Consider the following 25,196-nt stretch of genomic DNA (forward strand, 5'->3'; position numbering starts at 1 on the left):
CGCCGGGCGGCGAGGAAACGTGTCGCCGGCTTCACCATCGCTCGTGACGGACGTGCGCCATCCTCATTGCCCCCTGCTGGCGCGGGCGGCGAAACGCACCGCTTCCTCGCCGGCGCGGAACAGCGCCTTGGCCTTGTTCACGCATTCCTGCAGCTCGCTCTCAGGCACCGAGTCGTAGACGATGCCCGCGCCGGCCTGCACATGCATCTGGCCGTCCTTCACCACGGCAGTGCGCAGCACGATGCAGGTGTCCATCTCGTCATCGGCGCCGAAATAGCCGATCGCCCCGGCATAGATTCCGCGTTTGTCACGCTCCAGCTCGTCGATGATCTCCATCGCACGCACCTTTGGCGCGCCTGACACCGTGCCGGCCGGAAAGCCGGCGGCGAGTGCGTCCAGCGCGTCATGGCGGGGGTCGATGTCGCCCTCGACATTGGAGACGATGTGCATCACCTGGCTGTAGCGCTCGATGAAGAAGCTGTCGGTGACATGCACCGACCCGATCTTCGAGACGCGGCCGACATCGTTGCGGCCGAGATCCAGCAGCATGAGATGCTCGGCGCGCTCCTTCGGATCGGCGAGCAGCTCCTCTTCGAGCGCTTTGTCCTCGTGGGGCGTGGCGCCGCGCCGGCGGGTGCCGGCGATGGGACGGATGGTGACGGTCTCGCCACGCAGCCGGACCAGTATTTCGGGACTGGAGCACACCAGCGCGAAGCCGCCGAAGTTGAAATAGACCAGGAACGGCGCCGGATTGATCCGCCGCAGTGCGCGGTAGAGCGAGAACGGCGGCAGGGTGAAGGGCGCGTCGAAGCGCTGGGACAGCACCACCTGGAAGATGTCACCGGCGCGGATGTACTCCTTCGCCCGCTCGACCATGGCGAGATACGTCTCCGGCGCCGTGTTGGACACCGGCTCCACCGCCTGATGGAACGCATCTTCCGCCGCCAGGTTCGGCAATGCGCTGTCCAGCGCGGCAACGACCGCGTCCAGTCGCTCGCGTGCGGCTTCATGCGCCACCGATGCGCTGATGCCGGGTTGCGGGCGCACGGGGGTCACCACGGTGATCTCGTCGCGCACTGCGTCGAACACGACCATCACGGTCGGCCGCACGAAGATCGCGTCCGGCACACCGAAGATGTCCGGCTTGGGCTGCGGCAGGCGCTCCATCTGGCGGACCATGTCGTAGCCCAGATAGCCGAACACGCCCGCCGCCATCGGCGGCGAGCCCACCGGCAGGTGAATGCGCGATTCCGCGACCAGCTTGCGCAGCGAGATCAGCGGCTTGTCGGGGCAGGGCTCGAACCGGTCCGGCGCCCGCGCGGCGTGGCGGTTGATCTCGGCCGCATCGCCGTGGCAGCGCCAGATGATGTCCGGCTCGATGCCGATCATGGAGTAGCGCCCCCGCGTGGCGCCCCCTTCCACCGATTCGAGCAGGAAGCTGTTGGGCTTCTCGCCGGCGATCTTCAGGAAGGCGGAGACCGGGGTCTCCAGGTCGGCGATCAGCGTGGTCGTCAGCACCTGGGCCTCGCCGCGCTCATAGGCGGCGGCGAAGTCCGCGACGTCAGGGTGGGTCTGCATGGTCGCGGTCCCTCAGTTGACCGCGTCCGCGCCGACGATCTGGTCAAGCGCCGTCCGGTTGATCTTGGCACCCAGCTCGGACTGGAGCGCGACGAGATATTCGGTCATCAGGTCGTTTTCCAGGCCCTGCCGGATGTCGGACATCAGGCGCTCGTTGGGAGTCGCGTTGCTGGGCACGTTGACGCTCAGCACATTGAACAGGATCCGGCTGTCGCCGCCCTCCGCAAGCGCGCTGCCGACGCCGCCATTGGGGGTGTCGAACACGGCGTTGAGGATTTCCTGCGGCACGCCATCGGCGGCGCGCCCGCGCTTCAGGCCATTGGCGGCGCGCAGTTCGAGCCCGGCATCGGTCACCGCGATGCCGAAGGAGGTGCCGGCGGCAACCTTGGCCTTGATGTCCTCGGCCATCTTGTCCAGCGCCTCGGAGGCCTTGTCCTGCTTCCAGCGCTCCAGCACCAGCGGCTTGGCCTGCTCGAAGGTGCGGTCGGCCGGCGGAGTGATGGCCTCCACCTCGTACCATACATAGCCGCCCGGCTGGCCCGCGTTCTGCGGAAGCTGCACGGGGTCGTTGTCGACATCGACGTCGGAGGCGAAGGCCCCGCGCAGAACGTCGCTGCGGCCGGGAATGGTGGGGATCGTCGCGTTGTCGGGAGTGCGGCCCTGGATGTCGGTGTCGACGGTCACCAGCGGGAGGCCGACCTTGGTCGCGATCTCGGAGAGCTGGGCGCCGCTGGCGCGTTCATCCTCGATCTCGTCGTACTTCTGGCCGACCATGCGGTTGGCGGCGTCGAGCTGCAGCTTGGCGCGGATCTGCGCGGCGACCTCGCTGAGCGGACGGACATTGGCCGGGGTCACGGCGCCGACATGGACGATCACCGGGCCGAAACGGCCCTCGACCACGCCGCTGGTGCCGTCGGGCGCCAGCGAGAACGCGGCATCGGCGATGCTCGGGTCGATGATGTCCGAACGAGTGATGTTCCCCAGATCGATATCCTTGTCCGCCAGCTTGCGATCGGCCGCGATGTCCGCAAACGACGTGCCGGCGGCGATACGCGCCGCCGCGGCCTTGGCTTCCTCGTCATTGGGGAAGACGATCTGCTGGACAACGCGGCGTTCCGGCGTGCCGTAGGACGAGAGGTTGGCGTCATAGGCCGCCTGAACTTCGGCATCGGTCACGGTCTGCGCGGCGGCGATGGACTGCGGCGTCAGCGCCAGAACCTCGATCTTGCGGTACTCGGGCGCCTTGAAGGCGACCTTGCGGGCCTCGAAGAAGCTGCGCAGTTCCTCGTCCGTCGGGTCAGCGGCGGCGGGCAGGGCGGCGGTGGTCAGCATGGCGTAGTTGACCGAGCGCTCCTCACTCTCGAATCGGGTCGCGGCGTCCTTGAGAACCTGCGGGATCTCGACCCCGCCGCCGAGCGACTGGATGAGCTGCTGGCGCAGAGCCAGCCCGCGTTCGGCCTGGACGAAGCGGGCCTCGGTGAAGTTGTTGGCGCGCAGCAGCCGGGCGAAATAGGCCGGGTCGAACTGGCCGGACGGGCCGTGGAACGCCGGGTTGTCCTGCACGCGCTGGGCGATCTCGGCGTCGGAGAGGGCGAGGCCCAGCCGGCGGGCCTCGTCATCGAGGGCGGCCTCGGCGAGCCGCTCGTTGAGAACCTGGTCGGGAATGCCGAGCGCACGGGCCTGGTCGGGTGTCAGGCCGCGCTTGAGCTGCTGGCTGATCTGCTGGAGCCGCTGCTGATAAAGCTCGCGGAACTCGGGCACGGTGATCTCGGAATCCCCGATGGTGGCCAGTGTCTGGCTGCCGAATCCACGGAACACATCCGCGATGCCCCATATGCCGAAACTCACGATGAGGAGGGCCATGAGGATCTTGGCGACGATTCCGGAAGCGCTCTTGCGCAGGGTCTGCAGCATCTTGTTTCTCGTTGGCGGGCGCTGGAAAGGGAGCTGGCGCGCGAAAGGCGCGCATCATAGGGACCGCTCCGGCAGGCCGCAATGTCGCATGCGCCGTCATTTGCCGATGTTGGCGGGGTCTGTTACCCGAAGGTCAGCCTGTTCTGAGGTATTGATGGTCATATTCAAGGTGTAGGAGCGTAAATCGGCATGACGAAGCGTCGCCCCCTGGTCGCTGGCAACTGGAAGATGAACGGCCTGAAGGCCTCTGTCCCGGAATTCGGGCGCATCGTCGATGGTTGCGACGCGTCGCTCGTCGCCAAGCTCGACCTGATGGTCTGCCCGCCGGCCACCCTGCTCGCGGCATTGGCGGCCGCCGCGCCCGGTTCGCCGGTCAGCCTGGGCGGACAGGATTGCCACACCGACGCCAGCGGAGCGCATACGGGCGACATATCCGCGGAGATGCTGGCCGATGCCGGCGCGAGCGCGGTGATCGTGGGGCACTCCGAGCGCCGCGCCGATCATGGCGAAAGCGACGCCGAGGTGCGGGCCAAGGCCGAGGCCGCGCGCCGCGCCGGGCTGGTCGCCATCATCTGCGTCGGCGAGAGCCGTGAGGAGCGCGAGGCCGGCAAGGCGCTGGACATCGTGCGGAGCCAGCTCGCCGGCTCGGTGCCCGAGGGCGCCACGGGCGAGGGGGTCGTTATCGCTTATGAGCCGATCTGGGCCATCGGCACCGGTCTCACCCCGACCACGACAGACATCGCGCAGATGCATGGCGCGATGCGCGAGGTGCTGACCGCGCGCTTCGGCAAGGAAGGCGAGCGGATGCGCCTGCTCTATGGCGGCTCGGTGAAGCCGGAGAATGCGCGGGAGATCCTCGCCGTTCCCGATGTCGACGGCGCTCTCGTCGGCGGTGCCAGCCTGAAGGCCGAGTCTTTTCTCGGCATCGCGCGCGCCTATCTATAGAGACAGCGATAAACACCCTCTTTCGATACCTTGTCGCCGGGTGCTGGAAACGCCCGGCGCAATCGTGTAGGAACGCGCCAACGTTCGCGGTGGGCCGGGCCGTCCCGCCGCCTATTCCTTGAAGGCATAAGATGCAGACCGTACTCATCGTCATCCATCTCATGGTGGTGCTCGCCCTTATCGGCGTGGTTCTGATCCAGCGCTCCGAAGGCGGCGGGCTCGGCATCGGTGGGGGGAGCGGCGGCGGTGGTGGCGGCGGCGGCTTCTTCAGCGCACGCGGCACCGCGAATGTGCTGACCCGCGCCACCGCGATCCTTGCGGCGCTGTTCTTCGTCACCAGCCTCTCCCTCACCGTTATGGCGAGCTGGGGCCGGGGTCCGGCGACGATTTTCACGGCACCCGCCACCACGCCCGCCGCCCCTGGCGCGCCGGCTCCGGGTGGTTCCGTGCTCGACCAGCTTCAGGGCGCGCAGCCCGCACCTTCGGCGCCGGCCGTTCCGCAGGTTCCGCAGTCGCAGTGATGATGCGCGGCTTCCGAGCCGCGTAGAGCTTACCCACAGGCGAGAGGTCTCCGTCATGCGCGGAGCTCTCGCCGAATCGTTTTTTTGCAGTTAGAAACCGAATTCCATGGCGCGCTATATTTTCATCACGGGCGGCGTCGTGTCCTCGCTCGGCAAGGGCCTCGCTTCCGCCGCTCTCGGTGCATTGCTGCAGGCCCGTGGTTACAAGACCCGGCTGCGCAAGCTGGACCCCTATCTCAACGTCGATCCGGGCACGATGAGCCCCTATCAGCACGGCGAGGTGTTCGTCACCGATGACGGCGCCGAGACCGATCTGGATCTGGGGCACTACGAGCGGTTCACCGGCCGTCCCGCGACCAAGCAGGACAACATCACCACCGGGCGGATCTACCAGGACATCCTGTCGAAGGAACGGCGCGGCGACTATCTCGGCGCGACCATCCAGGTCATTCCCCACGTTACCAACGCGATCAAGGAATTCGTGCTCGCCGGTAATGAGGGCTACGACTTCGTGCTGGTCGAGATCGGCGGCACGGTCGGCGACATCGAGGCGATGCCGTTCCTGGAGTCGATCCGCCAGATCGGCAACGAGCTGCCGCGCAAGCACTGCATCTATGTGCATCTCACCCTGCTGCCCTTCATTCCCTCCGCGGGCGAGCTCAAGACCAAGCCGACCCAGCATTCGGTGAAGGAGCTGCGCTCCATCGGCATCGCGCCGGACATCCTGCTGTGCCGCACCGACCGCGAGATTCCGCGCGAGGAGCGCCGCAAGCTCGGCCTGTTCTGCAACGTGCGCGAAAGCGCGGTGATCGAGGCCCGCGACGCCGACAACATCTATGCCGTGCCCTCGGCCTATCATGACGCCGGGCTCGACACCGAGGTTCTGGCCGCGTTCGGCATCGAGCCGACGCCCGAGCCGGACCTGACCCGCTGGAAGAATGTCGAAACCGGCATCCGCAACCCGGAAGGGGCGGTGACGATCGCCATCGTCGGCAAGTACACCGGCATGAAGGACGCCTACAAGTCGCTCATCGAGGCGCTGGCCCATGGCGGGCTCGCCAACAATGTGCGCGTCAATCTCGACTGGATCGAGAGCGAGATCTTCGAGCGCGAGGATCCCGCGCCGTTCCTGGAGCATGTCCACGGCATCCTGGTGCCGGGCGGCTTCGGCCAGCGCGGCGCCGAGGGCAAGATCCGCGCGGCGCAGTTTGCCCGCGAGCGGCGCGTGCCTTATCTCGGCATCTGCTTCGGCATGCAGATGGCGGTGATCGAGGCCACCCGGAACCTTGCCGGCGTCTCCGAGGCGAACTCGACCGAATTCGGCCCTACAGGCGAGCCCGTGGTCGGCCTGCTCACCGAGTGGCTGCGCGGCAACGAGCTGGAGAAGCGCGGCATTGGCGGGGATCTCGGCGGCACCATGCGGCTGGGCGCGTATCCCGCCGAACTCGCCGAGGGCAGCCGGATTTCCCAGATCTACGGTTCCACGACGATTTCCGAGCGCCACCGTCATCGCTACGAGGTGAACCTCGCCTATCGTGAACGGCTGGAAGCCTGCGGCATGCGGTTCTCCGGTATGTCGCCGGATGGGCTGCTGCCGGAGATCATCGAGTATCCGGACCATCCGTGGTTCGTGGGCGTGCAGTTCCACCCGGAGCTGAAGTCGCGTCCGTTCGAGCCGCATCCGGTCTTCGCATCCTTCGTGGGGGCTGCCGCCGTGCAGAGCCGGCTGTTCTGATTTCCAAGATCCGCCCAGGGAGGCGCCTGTGATCCGAGGTCTCGACCATGTGGTTCATGTCGTGCGGGATCTCGATGCGGCGGGTGAGCTGTACGACATGCTCGGCTTCACCGTCGGCAGCCGTAACCGCCATCCCTGGGGCACGCATAACCGGCTGATCCAGCTGCCGGGCTTCTTCATCGAGCTGCTCGAAGTCGCCGATCCCGAGGCCATTCCTCCCCACGAGGAAGGGCGCTTTTCCTTCGGCGCCTTCAATCGCGACTTCATTGGTGAGGTCGGCGAGGGTCTTTCTATGCTGGTGCTGGAAGGACGGGACCCGGTCATCGACAAGGAGGAGTTCGACCTCGCCGGCGTCGGTGGGTTCGAGATCTTCGATTTTGCGCGCATGGGCAAGCGGCCCGATGGTTCGGATGTCGAGGTGGCGTTCTCGCTCGCCTATGCACGCGAGATGGCCTCGCCCCATACCGGTTTCTTCACCTGCCTGCAGAGGCGGCCGGAGAACTTCTGGGCTCCGGACCTTCAGCGCCACATGAACGGGGTGACCGACATTATCGGCGTGGTGCTCACCGCCGCCGACCCGGCCGCCCATGTCGACTTCCTCTCGGTCTTTGTCGGCGCCGATCTTCGGCGCGCGGTGGATGGCTGGTACGTCGTGAACACGCCGCGCGGGGCCGTCGACCTGATGAGCCACGACCTGTTTGCCGAGCGCTTCGGCTTCCCCGCGCCTGCCGAGGCCGGGCTGCGGCTTGGGGCGATGCGCTTTGCCGTGGCCGACATGGACAAGACCCAGCGGCGTCTTTCCTCCTCGCGCATGGCGGTGGAGGAAATTGAGGACGTGATGGTGGTGGGTCCGCGCGCCGCGCTCGGTGCGACGCTGGTGTTCGAGCTGGCCGCCCAGCCGGACTGAACGCGTCTATTCAGCCTAATAAAAAAGACAAAGGCCCGGAATCACTTCCGGGCCTTTCTTCATATGCAGCCTCAAGCATGTGCTCAGGGCCGGATCTTCTCCGGCAGGATGGTCTGGCTGGCCGCTAGACGTCCCGGGATCAGCCCCAGCGCACGCTCGCGCATGGCCAGCCAGGGCGCGAAGGCGTTGAGAGCCGAGCCTTCCAGCCAGCCGATCACGGCGGCGGCGAGGAAGGGCAGGCTCTGGATCGCCAGCGCCAGGGCGAACAGGTCGATCTCCACCACCGCGTGCCAGTTGGTCATACGCAGCGCGATGGCCGAGAGCAGCAGCCCGCCGCCGATCACCGCCTCCGGCAGTGCCGGGAAGGCACGCGCGGCGCCGGCGAGCCAGCTGCCCTTGGCGGTGCGGGCGAAGGCGAGGTCCTTGTAGCGGAAGCTGTCATAGACCGCCTTGGCGACGGTGAACTGCACCGCCATCGCCGCAAAGGCCGCGCCCAGCATGCGCACCGGCGTGGTGGCGACACGCAGCCGGTAGAGCGCGATGAAGTGCAGGATGTAGATACCGAAGCAGAACAGGATCGGCAGGGTGAGGATGCGCTGGGGCACGGCGATGCCGAAGCCCAGCACAAACGGCACCCAGGCGAGGCTGAGGATCGCGACCAGCGCGCCCACGCTCTCCGATCCGAGCCAGCTTACCCAGCCGATGCTGAATTCGCGGCGCTGGGCGGCATTGAGGCGGGTGCCGCCGTTCGGCAGCATCCGGCGCCAGTGCTTGCGGATGATCTGCATGCCGCCATAGGCCCAGCGGTGGCGCTGCTTCTTGAACGAGGCGAAGTCGTCCGGCAGCAGGCCCCAGCCGTAGCGGGTGTTGGTGTACAGGCTCTTCCAGCCGCTCTCGACGATGGACAGGCCGAGATCGGTGTCCTCGCAGATCGTGTCGCTGGACCAGTCGCCGGCTTCCACCATGGCGGCGCGGCGCATCAGGCACATGGTGCCGTGCACGACGATGGCGTCGTGCTCGTTGCGCTGGACCATGCCGATGTCGAAGAACCCGGCATATTCGGTGTTCATCGCCTCGTGCATCAGGCTGCGGTTGGCGTCGCGGTGGTCCTGCGGCGCCTGCACGATGCCGACGGTGGGGTCCTCGAAGGCGGGCACGAGATCGTGCAGCCAGTTCGCGTCGACCACATAGTCGGCGTCGATCACGCCGATGACCTCGGCGTCGGGCGCGGTGTGCGTCATGGCCACGCGCAGCGCACCCGCCTTGAAGCCGGCAACCTTGGGCAGGTTGATGAACTTGAAGCGGTCGCCGAGCTCACGGCAATAGGCCTCGATCGGCTCCCAGAAGGCCGGGTCGGGCGTATTGTTGATGATCACCAGGCACTCGAAGTTCGGCCAGTTCAGCCGGGCGACGCTGTCGAGCGTCTGCTTCAGCATCTCCGGCGGCTCCTTGTAGGCCGGAATATGGATCGAGACCTTGGGCGTGCGCGCGGGCAGGGAGGTCGGGGTGGCGCGCAGCAGGCGGCGCGGGGTGCGGCCGAAGGCGATCGTCGCCAGTTCCTCGACGCGGTACAGCATCACCACCACAAGCGGCACCAGCAGCACAAGGCTGGCAATGAAAGTGACCTTGTTGCCGCCGACCACGTAATGCGTCAGCCAGTGGTCGGTGACGGTGGCGATCCACGCGCCGACCAGATTGGCGCCGGCGGCCATGATCACGGCCTGCGTCAGGGTCAGGCGGGCGAAGCGGAACACCGGGATCGAGAAGGCGATGCCCAGCAGCAACGCGATCGCGGCCGTGGCCGAATAGGTCGCGGGAACAATCGGGCCGGCGAGCGGGAATTTAAGCTCGCGGTTGGCGTCCAGAATGCCCCAGTACTGGCCGACGCTGCCTTCGAAGCTCTTCCACGGGGCGTCGAACGCCTCGATGAGATTGTACTCGATGCCGAGCGCGTCGGCGCGGGCGGCGAAGCTGCGGATGATCTTGGCCTGCTCCAGCTCGCCGGGAATGGCGGCGTCGCGGTTGTAGCCCGCGCTCGGCCAGCCGAACTCGGCGATCACGATGCGCTTGCCGGGATAGGCGGCGCGCAGGCGCTCATAGATGTTGATGGAGCGATCCACCACCTGGTCGTCCGGCACGCCCTCCCAGTAGGGCAGGATGTGCGCGGCGATGAAGTCGACCGCCGATACCAGCTCGGGATGATCCAGCCACACATCCCACGTCTCGCCGGTGGTTACCGGCACATTGGTCTGGCTCTTCACCTTGCGGATGATGTCGATCAGCTGCTCGGGCGTGCGCTCGGCGCGCAGGATCGACTCGTTGCCGACCACGATGCCGGTAACGTTCGAATTCTTGCGAGCGGCGTCCAGCGCGTTGGCGATTTCGAGCTTGTTGCGCGTCTCGTCGGTGTCGATCCACGCACCGATCATCGCCTTCAGCCCGTCCTCGGCGGCGAAGTGGGCAACGTTTTCGAGCCCGCCGGTCGAGGCGTAGGTACGCACGGCCCTCGTATAAGGGGCGACGGCGTCGATATCAGCGCGGATCTGTGCGTCGGTGGTCGCCTGGCCCTTGTCGGGATTGGCGTCGCGCCCATACGGCGCGAACGACATGCTGGTGAATCGATCGGGGACGGAAGGAGCGGTTACCTCCTCCCGCATAGCCAGCCAGATAAAGGCATGCACGGACGTGACTACCGCAACCGCAGCGGCAGCGACACGAACAGCGGGACGCATGAGCACAACCCACGGAAATGAGGAGGTAACGGGTGATCTATAATCCAAATTTAACGCAGTTGCAGCACGAACTTGCAGCGTCGATGAGAGAAACGAATCACCTTGGCGAATCGCCCCTCCGACAACGCCGTCGCAGCCTCAACGCATTGAATCCGGTGTTGGTTCCCGAAAAATGACAGCGCTCTGTGGCAGGGACGTGTCTCAACGTTGCCCTGTACATGATCTCATTGCGCTGCGGGAGGGGCAGCCGCAGGCGCCGGAGCCGGCGCGTCGGGATTGACCCAGCAGGCATGCGCGCGCTCGGAAAGGCGCTCGGGCGACTTGGAGTCGATGTTGCCCTGACGGACAAGGCAGCGGAACGCGATCTTGAGGTGCTCGGTGGGGCAGCCGAAGCGCTCGTAAAGGTCCATGTGGCGGCGCGCGGTGTCGATATCGTCGCGCCACAGCAGCATGGTGATGCGGCGCCCGCTCCACACGCATTCGGGCAGGCCGGCATTGCCGGGCAGCTTCGCCGCTTCGGCATATTCCTCGACGGAACGGCGCTGGGCCTCGTCCTTTGCCTGTTCCTCGGGCGTCTTCTGCTCCGCCTGCTTGGGCTCGGAGGAGCTGCCCTGGGCGAAAGCGGTGGCGGCGGGGGCAGCTGCAAGGATGAAGCCGCCGAGAGCGACGACGGCGAATGTACGAAGCGAGCTAAGCATGATGGGAAACGTCACACGCAAGGGGTAAGGCACAGGGTGAAGTTCTTGCCAGGTCACACTAGGTGAACCTGCCGAATTTGTCAGCATGACGGCGCCTGCACACAGGCGAGGCTTCATCGAACCGCACCGGCTTCCTGATAGCCCTTTCCAAGGCTAAAAGGGGTTTCGCGTTGCAGCATGTGACAACATGCCCGTCCGCCTGTCCGGGAGAGTTTCTAGATGCGTTTCCCTCTTGCGCTCGCCGCTGTCGTCTGCGCGGTGATCGTGGCTGTCTGGGCCTGGATGGGCCATCCCGTGCCGGCGCCGGCCTCGCCGCTTGGGGCGGGAGAGAAGCTGCCCTGCGTCTCCTACGCGCCGTTCCGGCCGGGCCAGTCGCCCTTCGTGGCCGGACTGGTGATTCCCCCGGAGCAGATCGACGACGATTTCGAGCGTCTGGCCAAGATCACCGAATGCGTGCGCACCTATTCCACCGAAATGGGGCTCTCGGTGGTGCCGGAGCTGGCCCGCAAGCACGGGCTCAGCGTTCTGCAGGGCATCTGGCTGGGGCGTGATGCGGCAAAGAACCAGGTCGAGATCGACGCGGCGGTGAAGGCGGCGCAGGAGAACCCGGACGTCATCAAGGCGGTGATCGTCGGCAACGAGGTGCTGCTGCGCGGCGAGCTTGCCGCCACCGACATTGCCGGCCTCCTGCGCGAGGTGCGCGCGAAAGTGCCGGAGCAGGTGAAGGTCACCTATGCCGATGTCTGGGAGTTCTGGGAGCGCAATCCCCAGCTCGCCAGCGCGGTGGATTTCGTCACCGTGCACATCCTGCCGTTCTGGGAAGATATTCCGGTCGCCGCCGACAAGGCGGTCAGCCATATCGGCGAGATTCGCGAACATGTCGGCAAGGTGTTCCCCGACAAGGAGATTCTGATCGGCGAAACCGGCTGGCCGAGTGCGGGCCGCATGCGCGAGGGCGCGCTGCCTTCACCCTCGAACCAGGCCAATGTGATTCAGGAACTGCTCGCCCTGGCCAAGGAGCGTGGCTATCGGGTCAACGTCATCGAGGCCTTCGACCAGCCGTGGAAGCGCGCCTCGGAAGGCACGGTGGGCGGGCATTGGGGTTTCCTCGACGCCTATACGCGCGATTTCAAGTTCGTCTGGGGCGAGCCGGTTTCCGACCATCCGCGCTGGATCGGGCAGGCGCTGGTCGGGGTGGTCTTCGCCGCGCTCATCTTTGCCGTCGCCGGCGCCACCAACGCCCGCTCGGGCCGGGGCCGCATGCGACGCCGGCGGTGGTTCGCGGTGGCCGGCATCGCGCTGTCGGCGGGGCTGCTCTATGGCCGGTTACTGGAGACCCTGCCTGTTGAAAGCCTGGGTATCGGGGGCTGGGCCCGTGGCATCGTGATGCTCGTGCTGGCGAGCGTGGTGCCGGTGGCCTGCGCGGTCGCCATCGCCTGGCAGGCGCGTATGCCGACGCTGGCCGTGGCCCTCAACCCGGATATGGCGCCGCCGGCCACGCGGCTCGAAAAGGTGCTCGCCTGGCTGCTGGCGATCGTCATCGTGCTGGCGATCCAGATTGCCTTCGGGCTGGTGTTCGACCCGCGCTACAAGGACTTTCAGTTCGCCGGGCTGACGCCGATCATCATGGCGCTGTTCTTCTTCTCCCGCGTCGCCCCCAAGCTGCGCGGCGGCGAGAGGCGACTGGCGGAGAAGACGGCCGCGGGCATCTTCCTCGGCAGCGGTTTCTACATCGCGCTCAACGAAGGCGTGTCGAACTGGCAGGGGCTGTGGACCGGCGCGCTTATGGTGATCCAGGCGATCACGCTTTGGCGCGTCGCCAAGGCCGGTCCAAGGAAATGAGCAGAATCCCGGCAGCCAGCGCGGCGAGGTTGTTGTTGTACAGCACCACGCCCGCGGCCGACGCCATGGCGCCGATGACGAAGATCGGCACCCTCGGGCGGATGAACTGGATGATCGAGGCCACCAGCGCGGTGATTCCGAAAGCCGAATAACCGAACAGCCAGATCACCAGCGCGCGCGTATGGCAGGTGGCCGTCTCCACGCCGATGCAGGCGAGGCCGACCGATGATTGCTCGACCAGCGCGTAGCGCATGTAGATCGCCCAACCGAGCGCGAATCCGCCCAGCAGAACGATGAAGAGCGTCGTATGGGGGCCGGGATGGAAGCTGCGTCGTGCCACAGTGGTCGTCCTTGCTCGCTGCTCATTGCATGCCACGCCACCGCGTGGTGATCAACGCGCGCTTTCGAGGAGCGGTTGGCTGCGCTAAACAGCGGCGCTTCAGTTTCGGGGAGAGAGAACGCCATGCGCAGCCTTCTGGTCATCGTACTCGCGGCCGGCGAGGGGACACGGATGCGTTCGTCCCGGCCGAAGGTGCTGCACGCACTGGCCGGGCGCTCCATGCTTGCTCATGTGCTCGACACCGCGACGCGCGCGGGCGCCGCGCAGGTGGCGGTGGTGATCGGGCCGGACCACGACGCGGTGGCCGATGAGGCGCGCCGCGCCGCGCCGGAAGCCGAGGTGTTCGTGCAGACGGAGCGTCGCGGCACCGCGGATGCGGTTCTGGCGGCGCGCGAGGCTCTGGCGCGCGGCTTCGACGATGTCGTCGTGATGTATGGCGACACGCCGCTGGTGCGCCCCGAGACGCTGGCGGCGCTGCGCGCCCCTCTGGCGGCGGGCGCGGCCGTCGCGGTGCTTGGCTTCCGCCCCGAGGATCCCGCCGGCTATGGCCGCCTGCTCACGGATGAGGGCGAGCTCGTCGCCATTCGCGAGGACAAGGACGCGAGCCCGGCGGAAAAGGCGATCGGCCTGTGCAATGCCGGGTTGATGGCCTTTGACGGACGGGTTGCGCTCGACCTGCTCGGCCGTATCGGCAATGCCAACGCAAAGGGCGAATTCTACCTCACCGACGCGGTCGAGGTGGCCCGTTCGCTCGGCCGCCGGTCGGGCGTGCACGAGGCGGCGGTGGAGGAGGTGGCGGGCGTCAACAGCCGGGCCCAGCTGGCGGAGGCGGAGGCGTTGATGCAGGCGCGCCTGCGCCGGGCGGCACTTGATGGCGGGGCGACGCTGGTGGCGCCGCAGACCGTGTTCTTCTGCCACGACACCCGAATCGGCCGCGATGTGCTGGTGGAGCCGAATGTGGTGTTCGGTCCGGGCGTGCACATCGAGGACGGCGCCACCATCCGCGCCTTCAGCCATGTGGAAGGCGCCCATGTCGGCGCCGGGGCCATTGTCGGCCCCTTCGCCCGGCTGCGCCCCGGCGCGGAGCTGGGGCAGGGGGTCCATGTCGGCAATTTCGTGGAGATCAAGGCCGCCGACCTCGCGCCCGGGGTCAAGGTCAACCATCTGTCCTATGTCGGCGATTCCAGTGTCGGGGCCAACACCAACATCGGCGCGGGCACCATCACCTGCAATTACGACGGCTTCCGCAAGCACCGCACGCTCATCGGCGCCAACAGCTTCATCGGCACCAACACCCTTCTCGTTGCGCCGGTGTCGGTCGGCGACGGGGCCTATGTCGGCACCGGCTCGGTCATCACCGAGGACGTGCCGGCCGATGCGCTGGCGATCGGGCGGGCGCGCCAGGTCAACAAGCCGGGCTTCGCCGCGCGGCTGCGCGAGCGGCTCTCCGCGGGGCTCGCCCCCAAGAAATAGTGGGGCGGGGCGAAAAGAAGCGACATTCGAATTGATTTCGGTATCGCGGTGACACCCGGTTAAACCGGGCGGTGTAGTTTTGTGCCTTGCACGGAGAGCGGCATTCCATGTGTGGGATTATCGGCATTGTCGGCACGGCCCCGGTGGCCGAGCGTCTGGTTGAATCGCTCAGGCGGCTCGAATATCGCGGATATGACTCGGCCGGCATCGCAACGCTGGAAGAGGGCCGTCTCTCCCGCCGGCGCGCCGAGGGCAAATTGCGCAATCTCGAAGCCGTGCTGCGCGAGGCGCCGCTGGAAGGGCGTATCGGCATCGGCCACACCCGCTGGGCCACCCATGGCCGCCCGAGCGTCGCCAACGCCCATCCCCATGCGACCACGCAGGTCGCGGTGGTCCATAACGGCATCATCGAGAATTTCCGCGAGCTGCGCGACGAACTGCTCAAGGACGGCTCCAATTTCGAGAGCGAGACCGACACCGAGGTCGTCGCCCATCTGGTCAGCCGCGAGCTGCGCGGCGGGCGCAGCCCGCAGGACGCGGTGGCCGCGACGCTGCCCCAGCTCAAGGGCGCCTTCGCGCTCGCCTTCCTGTTCGACGGCGAGGACAATCTGATGATCGGGGCGCGCAAGGGCAGCCCGCTCGCGGTCGGCTATGGCGCGGGCGAGATGTATCTCGGCTCCGATGCCATCGCGCTCGCGCCCTTCACCGACACCATCGCCTATCTGGACGATGGCGACTGGGCGGTGATGACCCGCGACGGCGCGGTGATCCGCGATGCGGCGAACACCGAGGTCACACGGCCGGTACAGAAGACGACGGCGTCCGCCTTCCTGGTCGAGAAGGGCAATTTCCGCCACTTCATGGCCAAGGAGATGCACGAGCAGCCCGAAGTCGTGGCGCACACGCTGGCGCATTACATCGACATGGCAAACGAGACGGTCCAGCTGCCCACCGATCTGCCGTTCGACTTCACGAAGCTGGAGCGCGTTTCGATCGCCGCCTGCGGCACCGCCTATTATGCCGGTCTCATCGCCAAATACTGGATCGAGCGCTATGCGCGGCTCCCGGTGGAGATCGATGTCGCCTCCGAGTTCCGCTATCGCGAGGCGCCGCTGCCCAGGGACGGGTTGATGGTGGTGATCTCCCAGTCCGGCGAGACCGCCGACACGCTGGCTTCGCTGCGCTACGCCCGCGAGCAGGGCCAGCATGTGATGGCGGTGGTCAACGTGCCCACCTCCACCATCGCCCGCGAGGCCGATGTCGTGATGCCGACGCTGGCGGGACCGGAAATCGGCGTCGCCTCGACCAAGGCCTTCACCTGCCAGCTCGCCACGCTCGCCGCGGTCGCCGTAGCGGCGGGGCGGGCGCGGGGCGTGCTCTCGGCGGACGAAGAGCGCCGGCTGGTGCGCGCGCTGGTCGAGGTTCCGCGCCTGATGAACGAGGCGCTGAAGCTGGGCCCGGTCACGGAGACGCTGTCGCGTGCGGTGTCCCGCGTGCGTGACGTGCTCTATCTCGGCCGGGGCACCTCCTTCCCGCTGGCGCTGGAAGGCGCGCTGAAGCTGAAGGAGATCTCCTACATTCACGCCGAAGGCTATGCCGCCGGCGAACTCAAGCACGGCCCGATCGCGCTGATCGACGAGAACATGCCGGTCGTCGTGATCGCGCCTTATGACAACGTGTTCGACAAGACCATGTCGAACATGCAGGAGGTCGCCGCGCGCGGCGGGCGCATCGTGCTCATCACCGACAAGACCGGGGCGGAGCATGCCTCGCTGGAGACCGAGGCGACGCTGATCATGCCGGACATGGACCCCGCGATCACGCCGCTGGTCTATGCGATCCCGGTGCAGCTCCTCGCCTATCATACCGCCGTCCAGATGGGCACCGACGTCGACCAGCCGCGCAATCTGGCGAAATCCGTCACGGTTGAATAGCGTTCTCCGGCGAGAGTCCTTCTGTGCCGCAGCCCCTTGCAGAGATAGGCTTTGCGCGTGACGTGCCCGCCCAGGCCTTCCCTTGGGAGCGGGACTGTGGATGGGCCGTTGTCATGCTGGCACCTCTTTCGCATGTCACACGGGTCGAGTAGAAGCGCCGACGAACTCTGCGTAGGCGAGCGAGGAACTGGGGAAACGTATGACCGCCATTGTCGATATCGTTGGGCGTGAAATTCTGGACAGCCGCGGCAATCCGACCGTCGAGGTCGATGTGGTGCTGGAGGATGGCTCCAAGGGCCGCGCTGCCGTTCCTTCGGGCGCCTCGACCGGCGCGCATGAGGCCGTCGAGCTGCGCGACGGCGACAAGGAGCGCTATCTCGGCAAGGGCGTGCTTCAGGCCGTCGACGCCGTGAATGGCGAGATCTTCGACGCCATCGGCGGCATGGACGCCGAGGACCAGATTGCGATCGACCAGATTCTCATCGAGCTGGACGGCACGCCGAACAAGGCACGTCTCGGTGCCAATGCCATTCTCGGCGTCTCGCTGGCGCTGGCCAAGGCAGCCGCCGCGGCCCGCGATCTGCCGCTCTACCGCTATGTCGGTGGCGTCAACGCCCGCACCCTGCCGGTGCCGATGATGAACATCGTCAATGGCGGCGCCCATGCCGACAACCCGATCGACTTCCAGGAATTCATGATCCTGCCCGTCGGCGCGCCGACCTTCGCCGAAGCGCTGCGCACCGGCGCGGAGATCTTCCACACGCTGAAGAAGGCGCTCAAGGACGCCGGCCACAACACCAATGTCGGCGACGAGGGTGGCTTCGCCCCCAACCTGCCGTCGGCCGACGCCGCGCTCGCCTTCGTGGTGAAGGCCATCGAGACCGCCGGCTACAAGCCGGGCGAGGACGTCTATATCGGCCTCGACTGCGCCTCGACCGAGTTCTTCAAGAACGGCAAGTACGACTATGAAGGCGAAGGCGTCGTCCGCGATATCGAGACCCAGGTGAAGTACCTCGCCGATCTCGTCGCCCGCTATCCGATCTGCACCATCGAGGATGGCATGGCGGAAGACGACTGGGAGGGCTGGAAGCTCCTCACCGACACCATCGGCTCCAAGTGCCAGCTTGTCGGCGACGATCTGTTCGTCACCAACGTCACTCGCCTGTCGGCCGGCATTAAGCAGGGCGTCGCCAACTCGATCCTGGTCAAGGTGAACCAGATCGGTTCGCTCACCGAGACGCTGAACGCGGTCGAGATGGCCCATAAGGCCGGCTACACCGCGGTCATGTCGCACCGCTCGGGCGAGACCGAGGATTCCACCATCGCCGATCTCGCGGTGGCCACCAATTGCGGGCAGATCAAGACCGGCTCGCTGGCGCGCTCCGACCGCACCTCCAAGTACAACCAGCTTCTGCGCATCGAGCAGGAACTCGGCCCGCAGGCCATCTATGCCGGCCTGTCGGCGCTGAAGGGGCTGGGCTGAGGCGGGCAGGGCGCCGTCTGTCGCTCCCCGCGCAACAGCGCACGATCTGCATCCCCGGGGCAGGCCCCGGGGATGTCACGCAAGCCGCGATCGTTGGTTACTTTACAGTGACGGTGATGCAGCCCGAGAGTGTAACGCCCGGTGCCTTCGGTGTGGTGTTCCGGGTACAGAAGCGATCTCTGCCCTTGAAGCCGGCATTGGGCGTGTAGAGAATACCGCGGCCCTTCACCACTTTGATCTTTCCGGACTTCGGCGACTGGGTGACGGATACTTCCGTCGCCGGGATGCGCGTTCCCGCCTGCTCATTGATCACGCCGGGAAAGGAGATGCGGCATTCCTTATCGCCGGTACTCATTTCGAACGCTCCCGCACCTTTGCCGCTCGCCCATCCCCGGCCATTCGAGCCTGAGCAGGCCGCCTGCGCGGCTGTGATAGTGAGACACCCTGTTACAGTCACGATTGCTGCAGTCGAAACAATGCGCATGTGTCGCTCCAGTGTTGAGACAAGACATACTATGTAATGGAGTCTCCGGCGCGGCAACCTTACGTAGCGGTTCCGGCGTTGCAGGAATTATATGACGATGCACGTCATGATCGGCCGTGAAGTGCATGGGTCGCCTCATCTGCCGGGAGATGTCGGGTCCTGAACGGTTGGGGCAGGGCTCGCCCCGGGGCAAATCCCGGCGTTCCGCTTCATTAGCCAGCACAGTTAACGGAGCATCAACCGGGCCGGCGCTAGTGTGGCGCCATGATCATTCGCACCCGCTGGCGCTCCATTCTCCAGACCGTCACCCTGCATCTCGGGGCTGCGGTTCTGATCGGCTATTTCGCCTTCCAGGGCTATAACGGGCAGTATGGCCTGCTTGCCCGGCGTGGGTTCGAGCGTCAGCTCACGGAGCTGACGGCCGAGCGCGACCAGCTGCGGGCGCATCGCGAGGCCATCGAGTCCAAGGTCCGCCTGCTCTCGCCGGAGCGGATCGATGCCGACCTGCTGGACGAGGAAGCGCGCGCGCTTCTGAATCTCGTCCATCCCAAGGATCTCGTTTTGCTGCGCAAGCCCGGAGCGGCACCGCGCGCGCAATAAACTTCAGGTGGCGTTGTGGGGTTTGTTTCTGGCATGCCAGATACGGGCGTGTTGGAAACCTCGATTTTGCAATCGCTTAACTGGAAGTGAGCCAATTCATAGAATTAACTGATATTAAGTTAAAACGCGGAAACTGCTGCGTCTACAGCATGTTGTGCGTTGCAGCATTGCGTTGAGAGCGTAGCGCGGTGCGTAAAGGTGCGTTATTAAGCTCGTCAAATTCTGCAACGAGCTGAGGATGCGCCATGGTAGTTGCCGCGAAGAAATCGGCCGCCAGCAAGACCGTCGCGAAAGCCGCCACGCCGAAGGGAACGTCCCGGCGTTCGGAAAAGGCGCCGTCGGTTCCCGAATTCTCCAAGGCAGACGAGCTCAAGGCGTATCGCAGGATGCTTGAGATCCGCCGCTTCGAGGAGAAGGCGGGCCAGATGTATGGCATGGGCCTCATCGGCGGCTTCTGTCATCTCTATATCGGCCAGGAAGCGGTCGTTATCGGAATGCAGGCGGCGCTGAAGGATGGTGACCAGGTCATCACCGGCTATCGCGACCACGGCCACATGCTGGCCTGCGGCATGGACCCCAAGGGGGTCATGGCCGAGCTTACGGGACGCCGCGGCGGCTATTCCAAGGGCAAGGGCGGCTCGATGCACATGTTCAGCATCGAGAAGGGCTTCTTCGGCGGTCATGGCATCGTCGGCGCCCAGGTCTCGCTCGGCACCGGCCTCGCCTTCGCGAACCGCTATCGCGAGAATGACGGCGTCTGCCTCACCTATTTCGGTGACGGCGCGGCCAATCAGGGCCAGGTCTATGAGAGCTTCAACATGGCGGAGCTGTGGAAGCTCCCGGTGATCTTCATCATCGAGAACAACAAGTACGCCATGGGCACGGCGGTCAACCGCGCGTCGGCGCAGACCGACTTCTCCAAGCGCGGCAGCTCGTTCAACATTCCCGGCGAGCAGGTCGACGGCATGGATGTGCGTGCGGTGCAGGCCGCCGGTGAGCGCGCGGTGGAGTTCGCCCGCTCCGGCAAGGGCCCCTACATTCTTGAAATGCTCACCTATCGCTATCGCGGCCACTCCATGTCCGATCCGGCCAAGTATCGGTCGAAGGAGGAGGTGCAGAAGATGCGTACCGAGCATGACCCGATCGAGCAGGTGCGTGCGCGCCTGCTGGAGAAGAAGTGGGCCACGGAAGAAGAGCTGAAGGCGATCGACGCGGAAATTCGCGACACCATGAACGCGGCCGCCGACTTCGCCTCGCACGATCCGGAGCCGGATCCGTCCGAGCTCTACACCGACATTCTCCGCTGAGCGGCGGGTAGAACGCATGCTCGCCGAAGGGTTCTGGGTCGCGATCGTCGTGGGGGTTTCCGCCGCCGTGGTGATCTGGGTGCTCGCGGTCCGGGCCGCTTACCGGATCGTCTCGCGCACCTCGACGAGCCTTATGACCCGCCTTCTGGCCGTGGTGTGGCCCTTCGGGGTTCGCCAGTCCGCCGATGTGTCGGCCGAAACCGCCGCCAGCTTCAACAAGATGCTGGTGGCTTTCTTTATCGCCATTCTCGTGGCCATCGCTTCGGTGGCCGTCTACAGCAACCTGACATTCGTGCCGCCGGCACGGATGCAGTGACGCGCGATCTTGCCGAGGAACGCCGCCATGCCGACCGAAGTACTGATGCCTGCCCTGTCTCCCACGATGGAGAAGGGCAATATCGCCAAGTGGCTCAAGAAGGAGGGCGACGCGGTCAAGTCCGGCGACGTCATCGCCGAGATTGAGACCGACAAGGCGACCATGGAGGTCGAGGCGATCGACGAGGGCACGCTGGGCAAGATCCTGGTGCCGGAGGGTTCGCAGGACGTCGCGGTCAACACGCCCATCGCGGTGATTCTCGCCGATGGCGAGGATGCCAGCGCGATGTCCGCCGCCCCCGCGCCCAAGCCGGCGGAAACGGCCCCCACCGTCGAGGCCGCGCCCGCGCCGTCCCCGGTCGCCGACTCCGCCCCGGCGGCGCCGGCGAGCGTGACGTCGGCCGTTGCCGCCCCGCCGCAGCCGGAAGCGGTGCCCGAGCCCGAGGTTCCCGAGGGCACGGAGATGGTGAACATCACCATGCGCGAAGCGCTGCGCGATGCCATGGCCGAGGAGATGCGCAAGGACGGCGACGTCTTCGTCATGGGTGAGGAAGTCGCCGAGTATCAGGGCGCCTACAAGATCACGCAGGGGCTGCTGCAGGAATTCGGCGCCCGCCGCGTCATCGACACCCCGATCACCGAGCACGGCTTCGCCGGCGTCGGCGTCGGCGCGGCGATGGCCGGGCTGAAGCCGATCGTGGAGTTCATGACCTTCAACTTCGCCATGCAGGCGATCGACCAGATCATCAACTCGGCGGCCAAGACCCATTACATGTCCGGCGGCCAGATCGGCTGTTCCATCGTGTTCCGTGGCCCGAACGGCGCGGCGGCCCGCGTCGCCGCCCAGCACAGCCAGGACTTCACCTCCTGGTTCAGCCACGTTCCCGGCCTCAAGGTCGTCGCTCCCTATACGGCGGCCGATGCGAAGGGCCTGCTCAAGGCGGCGATCCGCGATCCCAACCCGGTGATCTTCCTTGAGAACGAGATTCTCTACGGCCACTCCTCGCCGGTGCCGAAGCTGGACGACTTCATCGTCCCGATCGGAAAGGCCCGCATCGCGCGTCCGGGCAAGGACGTGACGCTGGTCGCGTGGTCGATCGGCATGAACTACGCGCTGAAGGCGGCCGAGGAGCTGGCCAAGCTCGACATCGACGCCGAGGTCATCGATCTGCGCACGATCCGCCCGATGGACGTCGACACCATTATCGCCTCGGTCCGCAAGACCGGGCGCTGCGTGACGGTGGAAGAAGGCTGGCCCCAGTCCGGCGTCGGCGCGGAGATCGTCGCCCAGCTCATGGAGAAGGCGTTCGACTATCTCGACGCGCCGGTGCTGCGGGTCACGGGCCGGGACGTGCCCATGCCCTACGCCGCCAATCTCGAAAAGCTCGCCCTGCCGTCGGTGCAGGACGTCATCGAGGCCGCCCGGGCGGTCACCTATCGCTGAGGTCGGAGAGCAAGCATGCCCATCGAAATCCTGATGCCGGCCCTGTCTCCGACCATGGAGAAGGGCAATCTCGCCAAATGGCTGAAGAAGGAAGGCGACAAGGTCGCCCCCGGTGACGTGATCGCCGAGATCGAGACCGACAAGGCGACGATGGAGGTCGAGGCGATCGACGAAGGCACGCTCGCCAAGATCCTCGTCGCCGAGGGCACGGCCGACGTGCCGGTGAACCAGCTCATCGCCGTGCTGGCCGCGGATGGTGAGGACGTTGGCGCGGTTGCTTCCGGAAGCGGCGCGGCGCCCAAGGCCGAGGCGCCCAAGGCTGACGCTCCCAAGGCCGAGGCCCCTAAAGCCGAAGCCGCGCCGGCTCCCGCGCCCGTCGCTGCTCCGGCTCCCGCTGCCCCGGCGCCTGCGGCTCCTGCTTCCGCCCCATCCGGCGAGCGCGTCTTCGCCTCGCCGCTGGCGCGTCGTCTGGCCAAGGAAAAGGGCGTCGATCTTTCTGCCGTGAAGGGCTCCGGCCCGCATGGCCGCGTGGTCGCGGCGGATATCGCCTCGGCGACGCCCGGCGCGGCGAAGCCCGCTCCTGCGGCTTCCGCGCCTGCAGCCGCCGCGCCCGCGCCGGCAAGCGCTCCCGCCGCGGTATCCGCCAGCGCGGTTCTGGAGCAGGCCAAGGCCTATTACGAGCCCGGCACCTATGAGGAGGTTCCGCTCGACGGCATGCGCCGCGTCATCGCCCAGCGCATGACGGAGGCACGGCAGACGGTTCCGACCTTCTACCTCACCGTCGACTGCGACATGGACGAGCTGCTCAAGCTCCGCGAGACGCTGAACAAGGCGGCGCCCGAGAAGGATGGCAAGGCGGCCTACAAGCTGTCGGTCAACGACTTCATCATCAAGGCCTACGCGCTCGCGTTCCAGCAGGTGCCGGATGCCAACATGGTGTGGGGCGGGGATCGCTACCTCAAGCTGAAGCACTCCGATATCGGCGTCGCGGTGGCGATCGACGGTGGCAAGGGTCTGCTGACCCCGATCATCCGCAAGGCCGAGACCAAGACGCTCTCCGCGATCTCCAACGAGACCCGCGACCTCGCGCTGCGCGCCCGCAACAAGAAGCTGGCGCCGAATGACTACCAGGGCGGATCGTCGGCGATTTCAAACCTGGGTATGTTTGGAATCAAGGACTTCACGGCGATTATTAATCCTCCGCATGCGACGATCCTCGCGGTCGGCGCCAGCGAACAGCGTGCCGTGGTGCGCAAGGGCGAGCTCACCGTCGCCACCCAGATGACGGTGACCATCTCCTGCGACCACCGGGTAATGGACGGTGCCATGGGGGCCCAGCTCATCGGCGCGTTCAAGCAGATCATCGAAAAGCCGATGTCGATGCTGGTCTGATACCGCTCGTCATGGCCGGGAGGTTTTCCCGGCCATCCACGTCTTTCAGCGGCGCACCGGGCCCTTGAGCCCGTGTCGGGCCCGCGCATGACGGAAGAATCCAGATGGCGAATGCTCCCTACGACGTTCTCTTCATCGGCTCCGGCCCCGGCGGCTATGTCGGCGCCATCCGCGCCGCGCAACTCGGCCTCAAGGTCGGCGTGGTCGAGCGCCAGTACATGGGCGGCATCTGCCCGAACTGGGGCTGCATCCCCGCGAAGGCGCTGCTGCGCTCGGCGGAGATCTTCCACTATATCGAGCACGCCAAGGACTACGGCCTGGTCGCCGAGAAGTACGGCGTCGACATCGCCGGCGTGGTGAAGCGCTCGCGCGGCATCGCCAGCCAGATGAGCAACGGCGTCGCCTTTCTGCTCAAGAAGAACAAGGTGGACGTGATCTGGGGGCAGGGCACCATCACCGCGCCCGGCAAGGTTTCGGTCACCGCCACCGAGGGCGCGCCCAAGGGCGCGCTGGCGGCGGGCGAGTACACCGCCAAGAACCTGGTCATCGCCACCGGCGCCCGCCCGCGCGTGCTGCCGGGCATCGAGCCCGACAAGAAGCTGATCTGGACCTATTTCGAGGCGCTGGCCCCGGCCAGCGTGCCGAAATCGCTGCTGATCATGGGCTCGGGCGCCATCGGCGTCGAATTCGCCTCGTTCTACAAGGCGATGGGCTCGGATGTGACCATCGTCGAGCTTCTGCCGCAGATTCTCCCCGTCGAGGACGAGGAAATCGCCGCCCATGCCCGCAAGCGCTTCGAGAAGCAGGGCATAAAGATCCTCACCGGCGCCAAGGTGTCGAAGGTGGTCAAGGGCGCGGACAACGTCACCGCCACCATCGAGACGGCGGACGGCAAGAGCCAGACCATCACCGCCGACCGGCTGATCGCCGCCGTGGGCGTGGTCGGCAACATCGAGAATCTCGGCCTCGAGAAGCTGGGTGTGAAGATCGATCGCGGCTGCGTCAGTGTCGATGGGCTGTGCCGGACCAATGTTCCCGGCATCTACGCCATCGGCGATGTCGCCGGCCCCCCGATGCTCGCCCACAAGGCCGAGCATGAGGGCGTGATCTGCGTCGAGGGCATTGCCGGCCTTCATGCCCACCCGATGGACAAGCTGATGATTCCCGGCTGCACCTACTGCATGCCGCAGGTCGCCTCCGTCGGCCTCACCGAGAAGAAGGCAAGGGAAGCGGGCTTCGACATCAAGGTCGGCCGCTTTCCCTTCATCGGCAACGGCAAGGCCGTGGCGCTGGGCGAGTCGGAAGGTCTGGCGAAGACCATCTTCGACGCCAAGACCGGCCGGCTGCTGGGCGCCCATCTCGTCGGCGCGGAAGTGACCGAGCTGATCCAGGGCTTCGTGGTGGCGATGAATCTCGAAACCACCGAGGAAGAGCTGATCAATACCGTCTTCCCGCACCCGACGGTTTCTGAGACGATGCACGAGAGCGTGCTCAGCGCATATGGGCGCGTCATTCACGCATGAGGCGGGCCTTGCGGCCCGTCGGCACGCAT

The 25,196-nt window shown here is 66.3% G+C and carries 20 protein-coding genes; 14 read left to right on the forward strand and 6 right to left on the reverse strand.

The features are described 5' to 3' along the window. Positions 1–63 precede the first annotated feature (63 nt). Positions 64–1,578 carry an anthranilate synthase component I gene (gene trpE, locus G3A50_RS19770; protein WP_163076833.1) on the reverse strand — a complete coding sequence of 505 codons (1,515 nt, stop codon included), beginning with the start codon at positions 1,576–1,578 and terminating at the stop codon, positions 64–66. 12 nt (positions 1,579–1,590) lie between these two features. Then, positions 1,591–3,492: a SurA N-terminal domain-containing protein gene (locus G3A50_RS19775; RefSeq protein WP_163076834.1), complete on the reverse strand. Its 1,902-nt coding sequence runs from the start codon at positions 3,490–3,492 to the stop codon at positions 1,591–1,593. Positions 3,493–3,681: 189 nt separating this feature from the next. Between G3A50_RS19775 and tpiA the strand changes: the two genes are divergently transcribed. The 4 genes from tpiA (at position 3,682) to G3A50_RS19795 (ending at position 7,600) form a co-directional block, all read left to right on the forward strand. Then, positions 3,682–4,437, forward strand: a complete 756-nt coding sequence (tpiA, locus tag G3A50_RS19780; RefSeq protein ID WP_163076835.1) for a triose-phosphate isomerase — start codon at positions 3,682–3,684, stop codon at positions 4,435–4,437. A gap of 131 nt (positions 4,438–4,568) precedes the next feature. Beyond that, complete coding sequence (gene secG / locus G3A50_RS19785) at positions 4,569–4,958, forward strand: preprotein translocase subunit SecG (RefSeq protein WP_163076836.1); 390 nt, start codon at positions 4,569–4,571, stop codon at positions 4,956–4,958. Between the two features lie 106 nt (positions 4,959–5,064). After that, positions 5,065–6,693: a CTP synthase gene (pyrG, locus tag G3A50_RS19790; protein ID WP_163076837.1), complete on the forward strand. Its 1,629-nt coding sequence runs from the start codon at positions 5,065–5,067 to the stop codon at positions 6,691–6,693. A gap of 28 nt (positions 6,694–6,721) precedes the next feature. Then, entirely contained in the window at positions 6,722–7,600 is an 879-nt protein-coding gene (locus tag G3A50_RS19795) for a VOC family protein (protein WP_163076838.1), read from the forward strand. An 83-nt stretch (positions 7,601–7,683) separates the two neighbouring features. Here the strand turns inward: G3A50_RS19795 and G3A50_RS19800 are convergent, their stop codons facing one another. Beyond that, the gene (locus G3A50_RS19800; protein ID WP_163076839.1) at positions 7,684–10,209 is read right to left on the reverse strand and encodes a glycosyltransferase; all 2,526 of its coding nucleotides are present in this window, start codon (positions 10,207–10,209) and stop codon (positions 7,684–7,686) included. 347 nt (positions 10,210–10,556) lie between these two features. Then, positions 10,557–11,030 carry a hypothetical protein gene (locus G3A50_RS19805; protein ID WP_163076840.1) on the reverse strand — a complete coding sequence of 158 codons (474 nt, stop codon included), beginning with the start codon at positions 11,028–11,030 and terminating at the stop codon, positions 10,557–10,559. Positions 11,031–11,249: 219 nt separating this feature from the next. On the opposite strand from G3A50_RS19805, the gene G3A50_RS19810 reads away from it, so the two are divergent. After that, entirely contained in the window at positions 11,250–12,872 is a 1,623-nt protein-coding gene (locus G3A50_RS19810; RefSeq protein WP_163076841.1) for a glycoside hydrolase family 17 protein, read from the forward strand. On the opposite strand, the gene G3A50_RS19815 is transcribed toward G3A50_RS19810, so the two are convergent. Further along, positions 12,832–13,212, reverse strand: a complete 381-nt coding sequence (locus G3A50_RS19815; RefSeq protein ID WP_163076842.1) for a hypothetical protein — start codon at positions 13,210–13,212, stop codon at positions 12,832–12,834. The genes G3A50_RS19810 and G3A50_RS19815 overlap by 41 nt on opposite strands. Before the next feature lie 123 nt (positions 13,213–13,335). Here G3A50_RS19815 and glmU point away from each other — a divergent pair, with 123 nt between their 5' ends. The 3 genes from glmU to eno all read left to right on the forward strand — a co-directional run bounded on the left by glmU (position 13,336) and on the right by eno (position 18,102). Continuing rightward, positions 13,336–14,685, forward strand: a complete 1,350-nt coding sequence (gene glmU, locus G3A50_RS19820; protein ID WP_163076843.1) for a bifunctional UDP-N-acetylglucosamine diphosphorylase/glucosamine-1-phosphate N-acetyltransferase GlmU — start codon at positions 13,336–13,338, stop codon at positions 14,683–14,685. A gap of 107 nt (positions 14,686–14,792) precedes the next feature. Continuing rightward, positions 14,793–16,619, forward strand: coding sequence for a glutamine--fructose-6-phosphate transaminase (isomerizing) (glmS, locus tag G3A50_RS19825; protein WP_163076844.1), 1,827 nt, complete (start codon positions 14,793–14,795; stop codon positions 16,617–16,619). Positions 16,620–16,818: 199 nt separating this feature from the next. Continuing rightward, entirely contained in the window at positions 16,819–18,102 is a 1,284-nt protein-coding gene (gene eno, locus G3A50_RS19830) for a phosphopyruvate hydratase (protein ID WP_163076845.1), read from the forward strand. Between the two features lie 97 nt (positions 18,103–18,199). Here eno and G3A50_RS19835 read toward each other — a convergent pair whose 3' ends face one another. Beyond that, entirely contained in the window at positions 18,200–18,457 is a 258-nt protein-coding gene (locus tag G3A50_RS19835) for a hypothetical protein (protein ID WP_210255176.1), read from the reverse strand. A 393-nt stretch (positions 18,458–18,850) separates the two neighbouring features. Between G3A50_RS19835 and G3A50_RS19840 the strand changes: the two genes are divergently transcribed. The 6 genes from G3A50_RS19840 to lpdA all read left to right on the forward strand — a co-directional run bounded on the left by G3A50_RS19840 (position 18,851) and on the right by lpdA (position 25,167). Beyond that, positions 18,851–19,186, forward strand: a complete 336-nt coding sequence (locus tag G3A50_RS19840; RefSeq protein WP_163076847.1) for an FtsB family cell division protein — start codon at positions 18,851–18,853, stop codon at positions 19,184–19,186. A 245-nt stretch (positions 19,187–19,431) separates the two neighbouring features. Beyond that, positions 19,432–20,493: a pyruvate dehydrogenase (acetyl-transferring) E1 component subunit alpha gene (pdhA, locus tag G3A50_RS19845; RefSeq protein ID WP_163076848.1), complete on the forward strand. Its 1,062-nt coding sequence runs from the start codon at positions 19,432–19,434 to the stop codon at positions 20,491–20,493. Between the two features lie 16 nt (positions 20,494–20,509). After that, the gene (locus G3A50_RS19850) at positions 20,510–20,809 is read left to right on the forward strand and encodes a hypothetical protein (protein ID WP_163076849.1); all 300 of its coding nucleotides are present in this window, start codon (positions 20,510–20,512) and stop codon (positions 20,807–20,809) included. Between the two features lie 27 nt (positions 20,810–20,836). Beyond that, positions 20,837–22,252, forward strand: coding sequence for a pyruvate dehydrogenase complex E1 component subunit beta (locus tag G3A50_RS19855; RefSeq protein ID WP_163076850.1), 1,416 nt, complete (start codon positions 20,837–20,839; stop codon positions 22,250–22,252). 15 nt (positions 22,253–22,267) lie between these two features. Further along, entirely contained in the window at positions 22,268–23,644 is a 1,377-nt protein-coding gene (locus tag G3A50_RS19860; protein ID WP_163076851.1) for a pyruvate dehydrogenase complex dihydrolipoamide acetyltransferase, read from the forward strand. A gap of 104 nt (positions 23,645–23,748) precedes the next feature. Continuing rightward, positions 23,749–25,167: a dihydrolipoyl dehydrogenase gene (gene lpdA, locus G3A50_RS19865; RefSeq protein WP_163076852.1), complete on the forward strand. Its 1,419-nt coding sequence runs from the start codon at positions 23,749–23,751 to the stop codon at positions 25,165–25,167. The last annotated feature ends 29 nt before the right edge of the window (positions 25,168–25,196 follow it).

Origin of the sequence: Ancylobacter pratisalsi, from assembly GCF_010669125.1 — a bacterium.
Taxonomy (GTDB): Bacteria; Pseudomonadota; Alphaproteobacteria; order Rhizobiales; family Xanthobacteraceae; genus Ancylobacter; species Ancylobacter pratisalsi.

Excerpts from the sequence above, each read along its gene's own strand:
- eno (WP_163076845.1), top strand. The coding sequence starts at position 16,819 with ATGACCGCCATTGTCGATATCGTTGGGCGTGAAATTCTGGACAGCCGC.
- G3A50_RS19805 (WP_163076840.1), bottom strand. The coding sequence starts at position 11,030 with ATGCTTAGCTCGCTTCGTACATTCGCCGTCGTCGCTCTCGGCGGCTTC.
- G3A50_RS19855 (WP_163076850.1), top strand. The coding sequence starts at position 20,837 with ATGCCGACCGAAGTACTGATGCCTGCCCTGTCTCCCACGATGGAGAAG.
- trpE (WP_163076833.1), bottom strand. The coding sequence starts at position 1,578 with ATGCAGACCCACCCTGACGTCGCGGACTTCGCCGCCGCCTATGAGCGC.
- lpdA (WP_163076852.1), top strand. The coding sequence starts at position 23,749 with ATGGCGAATGCTCCCTACGACGTTCTCTTCATCGGCTCCGGCCCCGGC.
- glmS (WP_163076844.1), top strand. The coding sequence starts at position 14,793 with ATGTGTGGGATTATCGGCATTGTCGGCACGGCCCCGGTGGCCGAGCGT.
- glmU (WP_163076843.1), top strand. The coding sequence starts at position 13,336 with ATGCGCAGCCTTCTGGTCATCGTACTCGCGGCCGGCGAGGGGACACGG.
- G3A50_RS19835 (WP_210255176.1), bottom strand. The coding sequence starts at position 18,457 with ATGAGTACCGGCGATAAGGAATGCCGCATCTCCTTTCCCGGCGTGATC.
- G3A50_RS19840 (WP_163076847.1), top strand. The coding sequence starts at position 18,851 with ATGATCATTCGCACCCGCTGGCGCTCCATTCTCCAGACCGTCACCCTG.
- G3A50_RS19850 (WP_163076849.1), top strand. The coding sequence starts at position 20,510 with ATGCTCGCCGAAGGGTTCTGGGTCGCGATCGTCGTGGGGGTTTCCGCC.
- G3A50_RS19775 (WP_163076834.1), bottom strand. The coding sequence starts at position 3,492 with ATGCTGCAGACCCTGCGCAAGAGCGCTTCCGGAATCGTCGCCAAGATC.
- G3A50_RS19800 (WP_163076839.1), bottom strand. The coding sequence starts at position 10,209 with ATGTCGTTCGCGCCGTATGGGCGCGACGCCAATCCCGACAAGGGCCAG.
- pyrG (WP_163076837.1), top strand. The coding sequence starts at position 5,065 with ATGGCGCGCTATATTTTCATCACGGGCGGCGTCGTGTCCTCGCTCGGC.
- G3A50_RS19860 (WP_163076851.1), top strand. The coding sequence starts at position 22,268 with ATGCCCATCGAAATCCTGATGCCGGCCCTGTCTCCGACCATGGAGAAG.
- G3A50_RS19810 (WP_163076841.1), top strand. The coding sequence starts at position 11,250 with ATGCGTTTCCCTCTTGCGCTCGCCGCTGTCGTCTGCGCGGTGATCGTG.
- pdhA (WP_163076848.1), top strand. The coding sequence starts at position 19,432 with ATGGTAGTTGCCGCGAAGAAATCGGCCGCCAGCAAGACCGTCGCGAAA.
- tpiA (WP_163076835.1), top strand. The coding sequence starts at position 3,682 with ATGACGAAGCGTCGCCCCCTGGTCGCTGGCAACTGGAAGATGAACGGC.
- secG (WP_163076836.1), top strand. The coding sequence starts at position 4,569 with ATGCAGACCGTACTCATCGTCATCCATCTCATGGTGGTGCTCGCCCTT.